The 17,103-nt window shown below is 52.6% G+C and carries 8 protein-coding genes; 7 read left to right on the top strand and 1 reads right to left on the bottom strand.

The genetic code is table 11. The features are described from left to right. Positions 1 to 222: 222 nt before the first annotated feature. Complete coding sequence (yfaL, locus tag ACJHXA_RS04645) at positions 223 to 3,957, top strand: AIDA-I family autotransporter adhesin YfaL/EhaC (RefSeq protein WP_103262047.1); 3,735 nt, start codon at positions 223 to 225, stop codon at positions 3,955 to 3,957. A gap of 127 nt (positions 3,958 to 4,084) precedes the next feature. On the opposite strand, the gene ubiG is transcribed toward yfaL, so the two are convergent. Continuing rightward, on the bottom strand, positions 4,085 to 4,807 hold the full coding sequence (ubiG, locus tag ACJHXA_RS04640) for a bifunctional 2-polyprenyl-6-hydroxyphenol methylase/3-demethylubiquinol 3-O-methyltransferase UbiG (RefSeq protein WP_000990754.1): 723 nt from the start codon (positions 4,805 to 4,807) through the stop codon (positions 4,085 to 4,087). Between the two features lie 146 nt (positions 4,808 to 4,953). On the opposite strand from ubiG, the gene gyrA reads away from it, so the two are divergent. The 6 genes from gyrA (at position 4,954) to ACJHXA_RS04610 (ending at position 17,040) form a co-directional block, all read left to right on the top strand. Continuing rightward, positions 4,954 to 7,581 (top strand): DNA topoisomerase (ATP-hydrolyzing) subunit A, encoded by a 2,628-nt coding sequence (gene gyrA / locus ACJHXA_RS04635; RefSeq protein ID WP_001281242.1) that lies wholly within the window; start codon positions 4,954 to 4,956, stop codon positions 7,579 to 7,581. A gap of 148 nt (positions 7,582 to 7,729) precedes the next feature. Next, positions 7,730 to 9,418 (top strand): DUF2138 domain-containing protein, encoded by a 1,689-nt coding sequence (locus ACJHXA_RS04630; protein WP_000012311.1) that lies wholly within the window; start codon positions 7,730 to 7,732, stop codon positions 9,416 to 9,418. After that, positions 9,415 to 10,038, top strand: a complete 624-nt coding sequence (locus ACJHXA_RS04625; protein ID WP_001298790.1) for a DUF1175 domain-containing protein — start codon at positions 9,415 to 9,417, stop codon at positions 10,036 to 10,038. Before ACJHXA_RS04630 ends, ACJHXA_RS04625 begins: the two co-directional genes overlap by 4 nt. Positions 10,039 to 10,061: 23 nt before the next feature. Continuing rightward, positions 10,062 to 14,609 (top strand): alpha-2-macroglobulin, encoded by a 4,548-nt coding sequence (locus ACJHXA_RS04620; protein ID WP_336620735.1) that lies wholly within the window; start codon positions 10,062 to 10,064, stop codon positions 14,607 to 14,609. Continuing rightward, positions 14,610 to 16,259, top strand: a complete 1,650-nt coding sequence (locus ACJHXA_RS04615; protein ID WP_001104541.1) for a YfaQ family protein — start codon at positions 14,610 to 14,612, stop codon at positions 16,257 to 16,259. Positions 16,260 to 16,263: 4 nt separating this feature from the next. Further along, positions 16,264 to 17,040 carry a YfaP family protein gene (locus tag ACJHXA_RS04610; protein ID WP_001225855.1) on the top strand — a complete coding sequence of 259 codons (777 nt, stop codon included), beginning with the start codon at positions 16,264 to 16,266 and terminating at the stop codon, positions 17,038 to 17,040. The last annotated feature ends 63 nt before the right edge of the window (positions 17,041 to 17,103 follow it).

Raw genomic sequence — 17,103 nt, 5'->3', positions numbered from 1 at the left:
ACAATAGCGATCTTTTCCTGTGTAGTACGCCGTCTGCGTTTCTCCGGTCCTAAGACATCAATCATCTGCTCTCCAATGACTAGTCTAAAAACTAGTATTAAGACTATCACTTATTTAAGTGATATTGGTTGTCTGGAGATTCATGGGGCCAGTCTAAAGATAACCCATATTGTATAATGCGTTTAAATATGCCGTCTTATATAAAATGATGGTCAGATTAATATGCGGATTATCTTTCTACGCAAGGAGTATTTATCTCTACTCCCGTCAATGATTGCATCTCTTTTCTCTGCTAACGGTGTCGCGGCGGCCATTGATTTATGCCAGGGATATGATATCAAAGCGAGTTGTCACGCCAGCAGGCAAAGCCTTTCAGGCATTACGCAGGACTGGAGTGTCGCCGATGGGCAATGGCTGGTTTTTTCGGATATGACCAATAATGCCAGCGGAGGAGCCGTATTTTTGCAACAAGGAGCGGAATTTTCACTATTACCAGAAAATGAAACTGGAATGACTCTGTTTGCCAATAACACCGTTACAGGAGAATATAATAACGGCGGGGCCATATTTGCTAAAGAAAACTCAACGCTGAATCTTACTGATGTTATTTTTTCCGGTAACGTCGCAGGCGGCTATGGTGGCGCAATCTATTCTTCTGGTACTAACGATACTGGTGCCGTCGATTTACGTGTCACTAACGCCATGTTTCGCAATAACATCGCTAATGATGGCAAAGGTGGCGCAATTTATACCATTAATAATGACGTTTATTTAAGTGATGTTATTTTTGATAACAACCAGGCATATACATCAACAAGTTACAGTGATGGCGATGGCGGGGCAATCGATGTTACCGATAATAATAGCGACAGCAAGCATCCTTCAGGTTATACGATAATAAATAACACCGCCTTTACAAATAACACTGCCGAAGGTTATGGCGGGGCGATATATACCAATAGCGCGACGGCTCCCTATCTTATTGATATTTCTGTTGATGACAGCTACAGCCAGAACGGCGGCGTGTTAGTGGATGAGAACAACAGCGCAGCAGGCTATGGAGATGGTCCTTCCACTGCGGCGGGTGGCTTTATGTATCTCGGCTTAAGTGAAGTTACCTTTGATATTGCCGACGGAAAAACGCTGGTTATTGGCAATACAGAGAATGACGGAGCTGTTGACTCTATTGCTGGTACCGGGTTGATCACCAAAACAGGTTCCGGCGATCTGGTACTTAATGCAGATAACAATGACTTTACTGGTGAGATGCAGATTGAAAACGGTGAAGTTACCCTGGGTCGCAGCAACTCCCTGATGAATGTCGGCGATACGCATTGCCAGGACGATCCGCAAGACTGCTACGGTCTGACGATAGGGAGTATTGATAAGTACCAGAATCAGGCAGAGCTAAACGTTGGCTCCACCCAACAAACCTTTGTGCACTCATTGACGGGCTTTCAGAATGGCACTTTAAATATCGATGCTGGTGGCAATGTTACTGTTAATCAAGGTAGTTTTGCTGGCACCATCGAAGGTGCTGGTCAGCTCACCATTGCGCAAAACGGCAGCTACGTGCTGTCGGGGGCGCAGTCGATGGCGCTAACCGGCGATATAGTCGTTGATGATGGTGCGGTGCTTTCGCTGGAAGGCGACGCGGCAGATCTCGCCGCTCTCCAGGACGATCCGCAGTCGATCGTGTTAAACGGCGGTGTGCTCGATCTCTCTGATTTCTCCACCTGGCAGAGTAGCACATCATACAACGATGGCCTTGAAGTCAGCGGCAGCAGCGGAACGGTTATCGGCAGTCAGGATGTGGTAGATCTTGCAGGTGGAAACGATATGCATATCGGCGGTGACGGGAAAGATGGCGTCTACGTGGTGGTCGATGCGGGCGACGGGCAGGTAAGTCTGGCAAACAATAATAGTTATTTGGGCACAACACAAATCGCCTCCGGTACGCTGATGGTGAGCGACAACTCGCAGCTTGGAGATACCCACTATAACCGCCAGGTTATCTTTACCGATAAGCAACAAGAAAGCGTGATGGAGATTACTGCCAATGTCGATACTCGCTCTACGACGACTGAGCATGGGCGTGATATTGAAATGCGCGCCGACGGTGAAGTGGCAGTTGATGCGGGGGTAGACACGCAGTGGGGCGCACTGATGGCTGACAGCAGCGGGCAGCATCAGGATGAGGGTAGCACATTTACTAAAACGGGGGCGGGTACGCTGGAGCTGACCGCCAGCGGTACAACGCAGTCGGCAGTACGTGTCGAAGAAGGCACCCTGAAAGGCGATGTTGCGGATATCTTTCCTTATGCTTCGTCACTGTGGGTCGGTGATGGGGCGACGTTCGTTACTGGCGCGGATCAGGATATTCAGTCAATTGATGCTATTTCCAGCGGCACTATCGACATCAGCGATGGTACGGTTTTGCGCCTGACCGGGCAGGATACTTCCGTCGCCCTTAATGCCTCACTATTTAACGGCGATGGGACGCTGGTGAATGCCACCGATGGTGTGACGTTGACAGGTGAGCTTAATACCAACCTTGAAACTGACAGCCTGACTTATCTTTCCAACGTGACGGTTAATGGCAATCTGACCAATACGTCCGGTGCGGTTAGCCTGCAAAATGGCGTCGCTGGCGATACGCTGACGGTAAACGGTGATTATACCGGCGGCGGTACGCTACTGCTCGATAGCGAATTAAACGGCGATGACTCGGTAAGCGATCAATTGGTGATGAACGGTAATACTGCTGGCAACACAACTGTGGTGGTTAACTCCATTACAGGGATTGGTGAGCCGACATCGACAGGCATTAAAGTGGTTGATTTCGCAGCTGATCCCACGCAGTTTCAAAACAATGCGCAGTTCAGTCTGGCAGGCAGCGGCTACGTCAATATGGGAGCGTATGACTACACGCTGGTGGAAGATAACAACGACTGGTATCTGCGATCGCAAGAAGTAACGCCGCCATCGCCACCTGATCCAGACCCTGACCCAACACCCGATCCTGACCCAACACCCGATCCAATCCCCGCTTACCAGCCGGTGCTGAATGCCAAAGTTGGCGGTTATCGCAATAATCTGCGGGCGGCAAATCAGGCGTTTATGATGGAGCGACGCGATCATGCAGGTGGCAATGGTCAGACGCTGAATTTACGTGTTATCGGCGGACGTTATCATTACACGGCGGCAGGGCAACTGGCTCAGCATGAAGACACTTCTACGGTGCAGCTTAGCGGTGACCTGTTTAGCGGGCGCTGGGGCGATGATGGCGAGTGGATGCTTGGGGCGGTTGGTGGCTACAGTGATAATCAGGGCGAGAGCCGCTCGAATATGACCGGAACTCGCGCCGATAACCAGAACCACGGTTATGCCGTTGGGCTGACCTCAAGCTGGTATCAGCACGGTAATCAGAAGCAGGGGGCCTGGCTGGATAGCTGGCTGCAATACGCGTGGTTTAACAATGATGTTTCCGAACAAGACGATGGCACAGATCATTACCACTCGTCGGGGATTATCGCCTCGCTGGAAGCCGGGTATCAGTGGTTACCGGGGCGTGGTGTGGTGATTGAACCGCAGGCGCAGGTGATTTATCAGGGCGTGCAGCAGGATGATTTTACCGCCGCTAACCGTGCGCGCGTGTCACAATCGCAGGGTGATGATATTCAGATGCGGCTGGGTTTACACAGCGAATGGCGTACCGCTGTTCATGTCATACCAACATTAGATCTGAATTATTATCACGATCCCCATTCGACGGAAATTGAAGAGGATGGCAGCACTATCAGTGACGATGCGGTGAAGCAACGGGGTGAAATAAAAGTGGGAGTCACGGGCAATATCAGTCAGCGAGTGTCCCTGCGCGGCAGCGTGGCGTGGCAGAAAGGGAGTGATGATTTTGCCCAGATGGCAGGGTTTTTGTCGATGACGGTGAAATGGTAATCACTGTCTAGTCGGCACGGTTGCCGGATGCGGCGTAAACGCCTTATCCGGCCTACGGGGAGCATTTGTAGGCCTGATAAGACGCGGCAAGCGTCGCATCAGGCATTGGCTCGGCCAAACAACAACCTCACTTATTCTGCGTGTGCAGCATATAGTTCACATCCACGCCGGGGCCGAGTTTAAAAGTATTAGTGAGCGGGTTGTAATGTAGCCCGGTTATATGTCGCTCTTTAAGGCTTGTCTGATCTACCCAGCCAAGCAGTTCTGCCGGTTTAATAAACTTCTTCACATCATGCGTGCCTTTGGGCACCATGCGCAAAATATATTCCGCGCCAACCACCGCCATCAGCCATGACTTGCCGTTGCGGTTAAGCGTCGAGAAAAAGACATCGCCGCCTGGTTTCACCAGTTGCGCACAGGCTCTGACCACTGACTGCGGATCGGGGACGTGCTCCAGCATCTCCATGCAGGTCACCACATCATACTGCCCGGCATGTTTTGCCGCGTGCTCTTCCACGGTTTCCTGCACATAATCCACCTGAATGCCGCTTTCCAGCGCGTGCAGTTTTGCCACCTGCAATGGCTCAAAGCCCATATCCAGACCGGTCACCGTCGCGCCTTCGCGCGCCATACTCTCGGCCAGAATGCCGCCGCCACAACCGACATCGAGCACCTTTTTGCCAAATAAACCGCCAGCACGCTCGGCAATATAGCCCAGACGCAGCGGGTTAATGCGGTGCAACGGTTTGAACTCACCTTCAAGATCCCACCAGCGGGAGGCGACGGCTTCAAATTTAGCGATCTCTTCGTGGTCTACGTTATGGTTTTCCGGCGATTTTTCGGCATTCATTGGCACTTCTACTCCGTAATTGGCAAGACAAACGAGTATATCAGGCATTGGATGTGAATAAAGCGTATAGGTTTACCTCAAACTGCGCGGCTGTGTTATAATTTGCGACCTTTGAATCCGGGATACAGTAGAGGGATAGCGGTTAGATGAGCGACCTTGCGAGAGAAATTACACCGGTCAACATTGAGGAAGAGCTGAAGAGCTCCTATCTGGATTATGCGATGTCGGTCATTGTTGGCCGTGCGCTGCCAGATGTCCGAGATGGCCTGAAGCCGGTACACCGTCGCGTACTTTACGCCATGAACGTACTAGGCAATGACTGGAACAAAGCCTATAAAAAATCTGCCCGTGTCGTTGGTGACGTAATCGGTAAATACCATCCCCATGGTGACTCGGCGGTTTATGACACGATCGTCCGTATGGCGCAGCCATTCTCGCTGCGTTACATGCTGGTAGACGGTCAGGGTAACTTCGGTTCCATCGACGGCGACTCTGCGGCGGCAATGCGTTATACGGAAATCCGTCTGGCGAAAATTGCCCATGAACTGATGGCCGATCTCGAAAAAGAGACGGTCGATTTCGTTGATAACTATGACGGCACGGAAAAAATTCCCGACGTCATGCCAACCAAAATTCCTAACCTGCTGGTGAACGGTTCTTCCGGTATCGCCGTAGGTATGGCAACCAACATCCCGCCGCACAACCTGACGGAAGTCATCAACGGTTGTCTGGCGTATATCGATGATGAAGACATCAGCATTGAAGGGCTGATGGAACACATCCCGGGGCCGGACTTCCCGACGGCGGCAATCATTAACGGTCGTCGCGGTATTGAAGAAGCTTACCGTACCGGTCGCGGCAAGGTGTATATCCGCGCTCGCGCAGAAGTGGAAGTTGACGCCAAAACCGGTCGTGAAACCATTATCGTCCACGAAATTCCGTATCAGGTAAACAAAGCGCGCCTGATCGAGAAGATTGCGGAACTGGTAAAAGAAAAACGCGTGGAAGGCATCAGCGCGCTGCGTGACGAGTCTGACAAAGACGGTATGCGCATCGTGATTGAAGTGAAACGCGATGCGGTCGGTGAAGTTGTGCTCAACAACCTCTACTCCCAGACCCAGTTGCAGGTTTCTTTCGGTATCAACATGGTGGCATTGCACCATGGTCAGCCGAAGATCATGAACCTGAAAGACATCATCGCGGCGTTTGTTCGTCACCGCCGTGAAGTGGTGACCCGTCGTACTATTTTCGAACTGCGTAAAGCTCGCGATCGTGCTCATATCCTTGAAGCATTAGCCGTGGCGCTGGCGAACATCGACCCGATCATCGAACTGATCCGTCATGCGCCGACGCCTGCAGAAGCGAAAACTGCGCTGGTTGCTAATCCGTGGCAGCTGGGCAACGTTGCCGCGATGCTCGAACGTGCTGGCGACGATGCTGCGCGTCCGGAATGGCTGGAGCCAGAGTTCGGCGTGCGTGATGGTCTGTACTACCTGACCGAACAGCAAGCTCAGGCGATTCTGGATCTGCGTTTGCAGAAACTGACCGGCCTTGAGCACGAAAAACTGCTCGACGAATACAAAGAGCTGCTGGATCAGATCGCGGAACTGTTGCGTATTCTTGGTAGCGCCGATCGTTTGATGGAAGTGATCCGTGAAGAGCTGGAGCTGGTTCGTGAACAGTTCGGTGACAAACGTCGTACTGAAATCACCGCCAACAGCGCAGACATCAACCTGGAAGATCTGATCACTCAGGAAGATGTGGTAGTGACGCTCTCTCACCAGGGCTACGTTAAGTATCAGCCGCTTTCTGAATACGAAGCGCAGCGTCGTGGCGGGAAAGGTAAATCTGCCGCACGTATTAAAGAAGAAGACTTTATCGACCGACTGCTGGTGGCGAACACTCACGACCATATTCTGTGCTTCTCCAGCCGTGGTCGCGTCTATTCGATGAAAGTTTATCAGTTGCCGGAAGCCACTCGTGGCGCGCGCGGTCGTCCGATCGTCAACCTGCTGCCGCTGGAGCAGGACGAACGTATCACTGCGATCCTGCCAGTGACCGAGTTTGAAGAAGGCGTGAAAGTCTTCATGGCGACCGCTAACGGTACCGTGAAGAAAACTGTCCTCACCGAGTTCAACCGTCTGCGTACCGCCGGTAAAGTGGCGATCAAACTGGTTGACGGCGATGAGCTGATCGGCGTTGACCTGACCAGCGGCGAAGACGAAGTAATGCTGTTCTCCGCTGAAGGTAAAGTGGTGCGCTTTAAAGAGTCTTCTGTCCGTGCGATGGGCTGCAACACCACCGGTGTTCGCGGTATTCGCTTAGGTGAAGGCGATAAAGTCGTCTCTCTGATCGTGCCTCGTGGCGATGGCGCAATCCTCACCGCAACGCAAAACGGTTACGGTAAACGTACCGCAGTGGCGGAATACCCAACCAAGTCGCGTGCGACGAAAGGGGTTATCTCCATTAAGGTTACTGAACGTAATGGTTTAGTGGTTGGCGCGGTACAGGTAGATGACTGCGACCAGATCATGATGATCACCGATGCCGGTACGCTGGTACGTACTCGCGTTTCGGAAATCAGCATCGTAGGCCGTAACACCCAGGGCGTGATCCTCATCCGTACTGCGGAAGATGAAAACGTAGTGGGTCTGCAACGTGTTGCTGAACCGGTTGACGAGGAAGATCTGGATACCATCGATGGCAGTGCCGCGGAAGGGGACGATGAAATCGCTCCGGAAGTGGACGTTGACGACGAGCCAGAAGAAGAATAATTTTACTTCTTCATGCCAAAAGGGAGCTATCTCCCTTGTTTGAATTGAAAAGTCCAGGCTGCAAAGTCTGGGCTTTTGTCGTATTAGGGCACGGTAAAGTTTGGCTGTGCCCGTAAAAAATGGCTGGCTATACACAAGGAATGTGGCAATGAGTGGTGAAAAAAAGGCGAAAGGCTGGCGGTTCTATGGTCTTGTAGGTTTTGGCGCAATAGCACTGCTTTCCGCTGGCGTCTGGGCGTTGCAATATGCTGGCAGTGGGCCAGAAAAAACGTTGTCGCCGCTGGTGGTGCACAACAATCTGCAAATCGATCTCAATGAGCCGGACCTCTTTCTCGACAGCGACTCTCTGAGCCAGCTTCCCAAAGATCTCCTCACCATTCCGTTTCTCCACGATGTTCTGAGCGAAGATTTCGTTTTCTATTATCAGAATCATGCCGATCGTCTGGGCATTGAAGGCAGCATTCGTCGTATTGTCTATGAACACGATCTCACGCTGAAAGATAAGCTCTTTTCGTCACTCTTAGATCAGCCCGCGCAGGCAGCGCTGTGGCACGATAAACAAGGCCATCTTTCACATTATATGGTGCTGATCCAGCGCAGTGGTTTAAGCAAACTGCTGGAGCCATTGTTGTTTGCCGCTACCAGCGACAGCCAGTTAAGCAAAACGGAAATCAGTAGCATCAAGATAAATAGTGAAACTGTTCCTGTTTATCAGTTGCGCTATAACGGCAATAACGCCCTGATGTTCGCGACTTATCAGAACAAGATGCTGGTGTTTTCCAGCACGGATATGTTGTTTAAAGATGATCAGCAGGATACCGAAGCCACGGCGATCGCAGGTGATTTGTTGAGCGGCAAAAAACGCTGGCAAGCAAGCTTTGGCCTGGAAGAGCGTGCTGCTGAAAAAACGCCAGTACGCCAGCGCATCGTGGTCAGCGCCAGGTTGCTGGGTTTTGGCTACCAGCGGTTAATGCCTTCTTTTGCTGGCGTACGCTTCGAAATGGGTAACGACGGCTGGCACAGTTTTGTGGCGTTAAATGATGAATCCGCCAGCGTAGATACCAGTTTCGATTTTACGCCGGTCTGGAACAGTATGCCTGCCGGGGCCAGCTTCTGTGTGGTGGTGCCGTATTCACACGGTATTGCCGAAGAGATGCTTTCGCACATCAGTCAGGAAAACGACAAGTTGAATGGGGCGTTAGACGGTGCCGCGGGGCTGTGCTGGTATGCAGACTCAAAATTGCAAACCCCGCTGTTTGTCGGTCAGTTTGATGGCACTGCCGAACAGGCGCAATTGCCAGGGAAACTGTTTACGCAAAATATTGGTGCGCACGAAAGCAAAGCGCCAGAAGGTGTTTTGCCGATAAGCCAGACTCAGCAGGGCGAAGCGCAAATCTGGCGTCGCGAAGTGAGTTCCCGATACGGTCAGTATCCGAAAGCGCAGGCGGCGCAACCCGATCAATTAATGTCGGATTATTTTTTCCGCGTGTCGCTGGCGATGCAAAACAAAACGCTGCTTTTCTCCCTCGATGACACGCTGGTTAATAACGCCCTGCAAACACTGAATAAAAACCGCCCGGCAATGGTGGATGTAATACCCACTGATGGCATCGTTCCGCTCTATATCAATCCACAAGGCGTGGCGAAACTGCTGCGTAACGAAACGTTGACCAGTCTGCCGAAGAATCTCGAACCGGTTTTTTATAACGCCGCACAAACTTTATTAATGCCGAAGCTGGACGCTTTATCTCAACAACCGCGTTATGTCATGAAGCTGGCCCAGATGGAACCCGGTGCCGCCTGGCAGTGGCTACCCATAACCTGGCAGCCGCTATGAGGCACGGGCTGCTGGCGCTGATTTGCTGGCTGTGTTGTGTTGTTGCCCATAGCGAAATGCTGAATGTCGAACAATCCGGGCTGTTTCGCGCCTGGTTTGTACGCATTGCACAAGAACAGCTCCGCCAGGGGCCAAGTCCACGCTGGTATCAGCAGGATTGTGCGGGCCTGGTGCGATTTGCGGCGAACGAGACGCTGAAAGTTCACGATAGTAAATGGCTAAAAAGTAACGGTTTCTCTAGCCAGTATTTGCCGCCAGAGATGACGCTAACACCTGGACAGCGTCAACTGGCGCAAAACTGGAATCAGGGGAACGGGAAAACCGGCCCCTACGTGACCGCGATTAATTTGATTCAGTACAACAGCCAGTTTATTGGCCAGGACATAAACCAGGCGCTGCCTGGCGATATGATTTTTTTCGATCAGGGCGATGCCCAGCACTTAATGGTCTGGATGGGGCGTTACGTCATCTACCACACCGGAAGCGCCACGAAAACTGACAACGGAATGCGCGCAGTCAGTCTGCAACAACTTATGACATGGAAGGACACCCGATGGATACCCAACGATTCCAATCCCAATTTCATTGGCATTTATCGTTTAAATTTTCTGGCGCGATAGCAGCGTGCTTGTCCCTGTCTCTTGTGGGAACAGGGCTTGCTAATGCTGATGATTCGCTTCCTTCCAGTAACTATGCGCCGCCCGCCGGGGGAACATTCTTTTTGCTTGCTGACAGCAGTTTTAGCAGCAGTGAAGAGGCGAAAGTGCGACTGGAAGCGCCGGGGCGTGATTATCGGCGCTATCAGATGGAAGAGTACGGCGGCGTGGACGTTCGCCTGTATCGTATTCCTGACCCGATGGCATTTTTGCGCCAGCAGAAAAACCTGCATCGCATTGTGGTGCAACCGCAATATCTGGGCGACGGGCTGAACAATACGCTGACCTGGCTGTGGGATAACTGGTACGGCAAATCTCGCCGCGTAATGCAGCGTACTTTCTCTTCTCAGTCACGGCAGAATGTGACTCAGGCATTACCCGAATTACATCTCGGCAATGCCATTATTAAACCTTCCCGTTATGTACAGAACAACCAGTTTTCCCCGCTGAAAAAATATCCCTTGGTGGAACAGTTCCGTTATCCACTATGGCAGGCTAAACCGGTCGAGCCGCAGCAAGGGGTAAAACTGGAAGGCGCATCCAGCAATTTCATCTCGCCGCAGCCGGGTAACATTTATATTCCTCTCGGCCAACAAGAGCCGGGACTGTACCTCGTCGAGGCGATGGTTGGTGGGTATCGGGCGACGACGGTGGTGTTTGTTTCCGATACCGTGGAGCTTAGCAAAGTGTCAGGCAACGAGCTTCTGGTGTGGACCGCGGGTAAAAAACAGGGTGAAGCGAAGCCCGGCTCAGAGATCTTGTGGACTGACGGTCTTGGCGTGATGACCCGCGGTGTGACCGATGACAGCGGTACCTTGCAGTTACAACATATATCGCCAGAACGTTCATACATTCTGGGTAAGGATGCTGAAGGCGGTGTTTTTGTCTCCGAGAACTTCTTCTACGAAAGCGAAATCTACAACACCCGCTTGTATATTTTTACCGATCGCCCGCTATATCGCGCAGGCGATCGTGTCGATGTTAAAGTGATGGGCCGCGAGTTCCACGATCCGTTGCATTCATCCCCCATCGTCAGCGCCCCGGCGAAGCTTTCGGTGCTGGACGCTAACGGCAGTCTGTTGCAAACCGTCAATGTCACGCTGGATGCGCGCAATGGCGGGCAGGGAAGTTTCCGCCTGCCAGAAAATGCCGTAGCCGGAGGTTATGAGTTACGTCTTGCTTACCGCAATCAGGTCTATAGCAGCAGTTTTCGCGTGGCAAACTACATCAAGCCACATTTCGAGATTGGTTTAGCTCTCGACAAAAAAGAGTTCAAAACTGGCGAAGCGGTCAGCGGCAAACTGCAACTGCTTTACCCGGATGGTGAGCCGGTAAAAGATGCCCGCGTGCAGTTAAGTTTGCGCGCTCAGCAATTATCAATGGTCGGTAACGATTTGCGTTATGCCGGACGTTTTCCCGTGTCGCTGGAAGGCAGCGAAACGGTGTCCGACGCCAGCGGTCATGTGGCGTTAAATCTCCCCGCCGCCGATAAACCGAGCCGCTATTTGTTAACCGTCTCCGCCAGTGACGGCGCGGCGTATCGCGTCACCACCACCAAAGAGATCCTCATTGAACGCGGCCTGGCGCATTACTCTTTAAGTACCGCCGCACAATACAGTAATAGCGGCGAGTCGGTTGTGTTCCGTTATGCCGCGCTGGAATCTTCAAAACAGGTTCCTGTTACGTATGAATGGTTGCGTCTCGAAGACCGCACGAGCCATAGCGGAGAGCTACCGTCAGGCGGCAAATCCTTTACCGTCAATTTCGCTAAACCTGGCAACTACAATCTGACATTACGCGATAAAGACGGCTTAATTCTCGCTGGGTTAAGTCATGCCGTCAGCGGTAAGGGCAGCACGGCGCATACTGGTACGGTAGATATCGTGGCGGATAAAACGCTGTACCAGCCAGGCGAAACTGCGAAGATGCTGATTACCTTTCCGGAGCCAATTGATGAAGCATTATTGACGCTGGAACGCGATCGCGTGGAACAGCAGTCGCTGCTTTCGCATCCGGCAAACTGGCTGACGTTACAACGTTTAAACGATACCCAGTATGAAGCCCGGGTTCCAGTGAGCAATTCCTTTGCGCCTAACATCACTTTTTCGGTGCTGTATACCCGTAATGGTCAGTACAGTTTTCAGAACGCCGGGATCAAAGTTGCCGTTCCTCAGCTTGATATCCGGGTGAAAACGGACAAAACCCATTACCAGCCTGGTGAACTGGTCAATGTCGAATTAACCTCGTCGCTGAAAGGTAAACCTGTTTCTGCGCAGCTAACGGTAGGCGTGGTCGATGAAATGATCTACGCGCTGCAACCAGAAATCGCGCCGAATATCGGCAAATTTTTCTATCCGCTGGGGCGTAACAATGTGCGTACCAGCTCCAGTCTGTCGTTTATCAGCTACGACCAGGCGCTCTCCAGCGAGCCGGTTGCGCCTGGCGCAACTAACCGCAGCGAGCGGCGAGTAAAAATGCTTGAACGTCCACGGCGTGAAGAGGTGGATACCGCGGCATGGATGCCGTCACTCACAACCGATAAACAAGGCAAAGCGTATTTCACGTTCCTGATGCCTGATTCGTTAACCCGCTGGCGTATCACCGCGCGTGGGATGAACGGCGACGGGCTGGTCGGGCAGGGGCGTGCTTATCTGCGTTCGGAAAAAAATCTCTACATGAAGTGGAGTATGCCAACGGTGTATCGCGTGGGCGACAAACCGGCGGCAGGACTGTTTATCTTCAGTCAGCAGGATAACGAACCGGTGGCGCTGGTGACTAAATTTGCAGGCGCTGAGATGCGCCAGACGCTGACGCTGCACAAAGGGGCGAATTATATTTCGCTGACGCTGCACAAAGGGGCGAATTATATTTCGCTGACGCAGAACATTCAGCAATCTGGCTTGTTAAGTGCAGAACTGCAACAAAATGGGCAAGTGCAGGACAGCATTAGCACAAAACTGTCTTTTGTGGACAACAGCTGGCCCGTTGAACAGCAGAAAAATGTCATGCTCGGCGGTGGCGAGAACGCGCTGATGTTGCCCGAGCAGGCGAGTAATATCCGGCTACAAAGTAGTGAAACGCCGCAGGAGATTTTCCGCAACAATCTTGATGCGTTAGTCGATGGACCATGGGGTGGCGTGATCAACACCGGTAGCCGTCTGATCCCGCTCAGTCTCGCCTGGCGTTCGCTTGCCGATCATCAAAGTGCCGCCGCTAACGACATTCGTCAGATGATTCAGGATAACCGTCTGCGGCTGATGCAACTGGCGGGGCCCGGAGCGCGCTTTACCTGGTGGGGTGAAGATGGCAATGGTGACGCCTTCCTTACGGCATGGGCATGGTACGCCGACTGGCAGGCCAGCCAGGCGCTCGGCGTAACGCAACAACCGGAATACTGGCAGCATATGCTCGACAGTTATGCCGAGCAGGCGGATAACATGCCGTTATTGCATCGGGCGCTGGTGCTGGCGTGGGCACAGGAGATGAATCTGCCGTGCAAAACGTTGTTGAAAGGGTTGGATGAAGCTATCGCCCGGCGCGGAACTAAAGATGAAGATTTCTCTGAGGAAGACATCCGCGATATCAATGACAGCCTGATCCTCGATACACCGGAATCTCCACTGGCAGATGCGGTGGCAAACGTCTTAACCATGACGTTGCTGAAAAAAGCGCAGTTGAAGTCCACGGTGATGCCACAGGTTCAGCAATATGCGTGGGATAAAGCGGCAAACAGCAATCAGCCGCTGGCGCACACGGTTGTGCTGCTCAATAGCGGTGGTGACGCTACCCAGACGGCCGCTATTTTAAGTGGTTTGACCGCTGAGCAATCCACTATTGAGCGCGCGCTGGCCATGAACTGGCTGGCGAAATATATGGCGACAATGCCTCCAGTTGTTTTGCCTGCGCCTGCGGGCGCATGGGCTAAACATAAGTTAACTGGAGGGGGCGAAGACTGGCGTTGGGTTGGTCAGGGCGTGCCGGACATTCTCTCTTTTGGTGACGAATTATCGCCGCAAAATGTGCAGGTCCGCTGGCGTGAGCCGGCAAAAATGGCTCAACAAAGTAACATTCCGGTGACCGTTGAACGCCAGTTGTATCGGCTTATCCCTGGTGAAGAAGAGATGAGCTTTATTCTGCAACCGGTGACCAGCAATGAGATTGACAGCGATGCGCTGTATCTCGATGAAATTACGCTTACCAGCGAGCAGGATGCAGTTCTGCGCTATGGTCAGGTGGAAGTACCGCTCCCGCCGGGAGCCGACGTTGAGCGCACAACATGGGGCATTTCAGTCAATAAACCCAACGCCGCGAAACAGCAGGGGCAATTGCTGGAAAAAGCGCGTAATGAAATGGGCGAACTGGCCTATATGGTGCCGGTGAAAGAACTGACGGGAACGGTCACTTTCCGCCATTTGCTGCGCTTCTCGCAAAAAGGGCAATTCGTTCTGCCTCCTGCTCGTTATGTGCGTTCCTATGCACCTGCGCAGCAAAGTGTTGCGGCAGGGAGTGAATGGACCGGGATGCAGGTGAAATAAGTGAACTGGCGCAGAATCGTCTGGCTATTGGCGTTGGTTACTCTGCCAACGCTTGCGGAGGAGACGCCGTTACAACTGGTGCTGCGCGGTGCGCAGCACGATCAACTGTATCAGCTGTCGTCATCAGGCGTGACCAAAGTCTCAGCATTACCTGACTCGCTCACCACGCCGTTAGGGAGTTTGTGGAAACTGTATGTTTACGCCTGGCTGGAGGATACCCATCAACCGGAGCAGCCCTACCAGTGTCGCGGAAACTCCCCGGAAGAGGTTTATTGTTGTCAGGCTGGGGAGAGCATAACGCGCGATACCGCGCTGGTACGTTCCTGTGGGCTCTATTTTGCGCCGCAGCGGTTGCATATTGGCGCAGATGTGTGGGGGCAATACTGGCAACAGCGTCAGGCACCTGCGTGGTTAGCGTCTCTTACAACGCTGAAGCCAGAAACCTCGGTAACGGTTAAATCGCTGCTCGATTCATTAGCGACGTTACCTGCGCAAAACAAAGCTCAGGAAGTCTTACTGGATGTGGTGCTGGACGAGGCGAAAATCGGTGTCGCATCCATGCTCGGTAGTCGGGTACGGGTGAAAACCTGGAGCTGGTTTGCCGATGATAAACAGGAAATCCGCCAGGGTGGTTTTGCTGGCTGGTTAACCGATGGTACACCGCTGTGGGTTACTGGCAGTGGCACCAGCAAAACGGTACTAACCCGTTATGCGACGGTGCTTAATCGGGTTTTGCCAGTGCCGACGCAGGTTGCCAGTGGGCAATGTGTAGAGGTGGAGCTGTTTGCCCGCTATCCGCTGAAGAAAATCACAGCGGAAAAGAGTACGACGGCAGTAAAACCCGGCGTACTTAATGGGCGCTATCGTGTAACGTTTACTAATGGTAACCACATTACGTTTGTCAGCCACGGTGAGACGACCTTACTGAGCGAAAAGGGCAAACTGAAATTGCAGTCGCATCTCGATCGTGAAGAGTACGTTGCCAGAGTTCTGGATCGCGAGGCGAAAAGTACGCCCCCTGAGGCAGCGAAAGCCATGACCGTGGCGATTCGCACTTTTTTACAGCAAAACGCCAATCGGGAAGGCGATTGCCTGACCATCCCCGACAGCAGCGCCACGCAGCGTGTTTCTGCTTCGCCAGCGACCACGGGGGCGCGAACGATGACCGCCTGGACGCAGGATCTCATCTATGCAGGCGATCCGGTTCATTATCATGGCAGTCGCGCTACCGAAGGGACACTTTCCTGGCGGCAAGCCACGGCCCAGGCGGGGCAGGGGGAGCGTTACGACCAGATACTCGCGTTTGCTTATCCCGACAACAGCCTTAGCCGCTGGGGAGCTCCACGCTCAACCTGCCAGTTATTACCCAAAGCGAAAGCCTGGCTGGCGAAAAAAATGCCGCAGTGGCGGCGTATATTACAAGGCGAGACGGGGTACAACGAACCAGACGTGTTTGCGGTCTGTCGTTTAGTCTCAGGTTTCCCCTATACCGATCGGCAGCAGAAACGGCTGTTTATTCGTAACTTCTTTACGCTTCAGGATCGGCTGGATTTAACCCATGAGTATCTGCACCTGGCCTTTGATGGTTATCCCACCGGGCTTGATGAGAACTATATCGAAACGCTGACCCGACAATTATTAATGGACTAATGCTATGCGAAAGATTTTTCTTCCGTTGTTACTGGTGGCACTTTCGCCTGTCGCTCACAGTGAAGGTGTGCAGGAAGTCGAGATTGACGCACCGCTCTCTGGCTGGCATCCGGCAGAGGGCGAAGATGCCAGTTTTTCACAATCGATCAATTACCCGGCGTCGTCCGTCAACATGGCAGATGATCAAAATATCTCAGCGCAGATCCGCGGCAAAATAAAGAATTATGCTGCGGCGGGTAAAGTTCAGCAGGGCCGGCTGGTGGTCAACGGTGCCAGTATGCCGCAGAGAATTGAATCCGATGGTTCATTTGCACGCCCTTATATTTTCACTGAAGGCAGCAACAGCGTGCAGGTCATCAGCCCGGATGGGCAAAGCCGGCAAAAAATGCAGTTTTACTCAACGCCGGGTACAGGAACGATTCGTGCACGTTTACGGCTGGTTCTCTCGTGGGATACGGACAATACCGATCTCGATCTCCATGTTGTCACGCCCGATGGCGAACACGCCTGGTACGGTAACACCGTGCTGAAAAACAGTGGTGCACTGGATATGGATGTCACGACGGGGTACGGACCCGAGATTTTCGCCATGCCAGCACCAGTTCACGGGCGCTATCAGGTGTATATCAACTACTATGGTGGGCGCAGCGAAACGGAATTGACGACCGCCCAACTGACGCTGATCACCGATGAAGGATCGGTCAATGAGAAACAGGAAACATTTATTGTACCGATGCGTAATGCTGGCGAGCTGACGCTGGTGAAAAGTTTTGACTGGTGATCCATCCCTTCACACAACCTGGCTCTCTCTTTTTTCAGATAAGACTGCTGGGCGATCTGCCGA

The sequence above is a fragment of the Escherichia sp. WS33 genome, assembly GCF_046486385.1.
GTDB lineage: Bacteria > Pseudomonadota > Gammaproteobacteria > Enterobacterales > Enterobacteriaceae > ECMA0423.
Note: the sequence above shows the minus strand (reverse complement) of the source record. Positions and strands in the feature narration are given on the sequence as shown.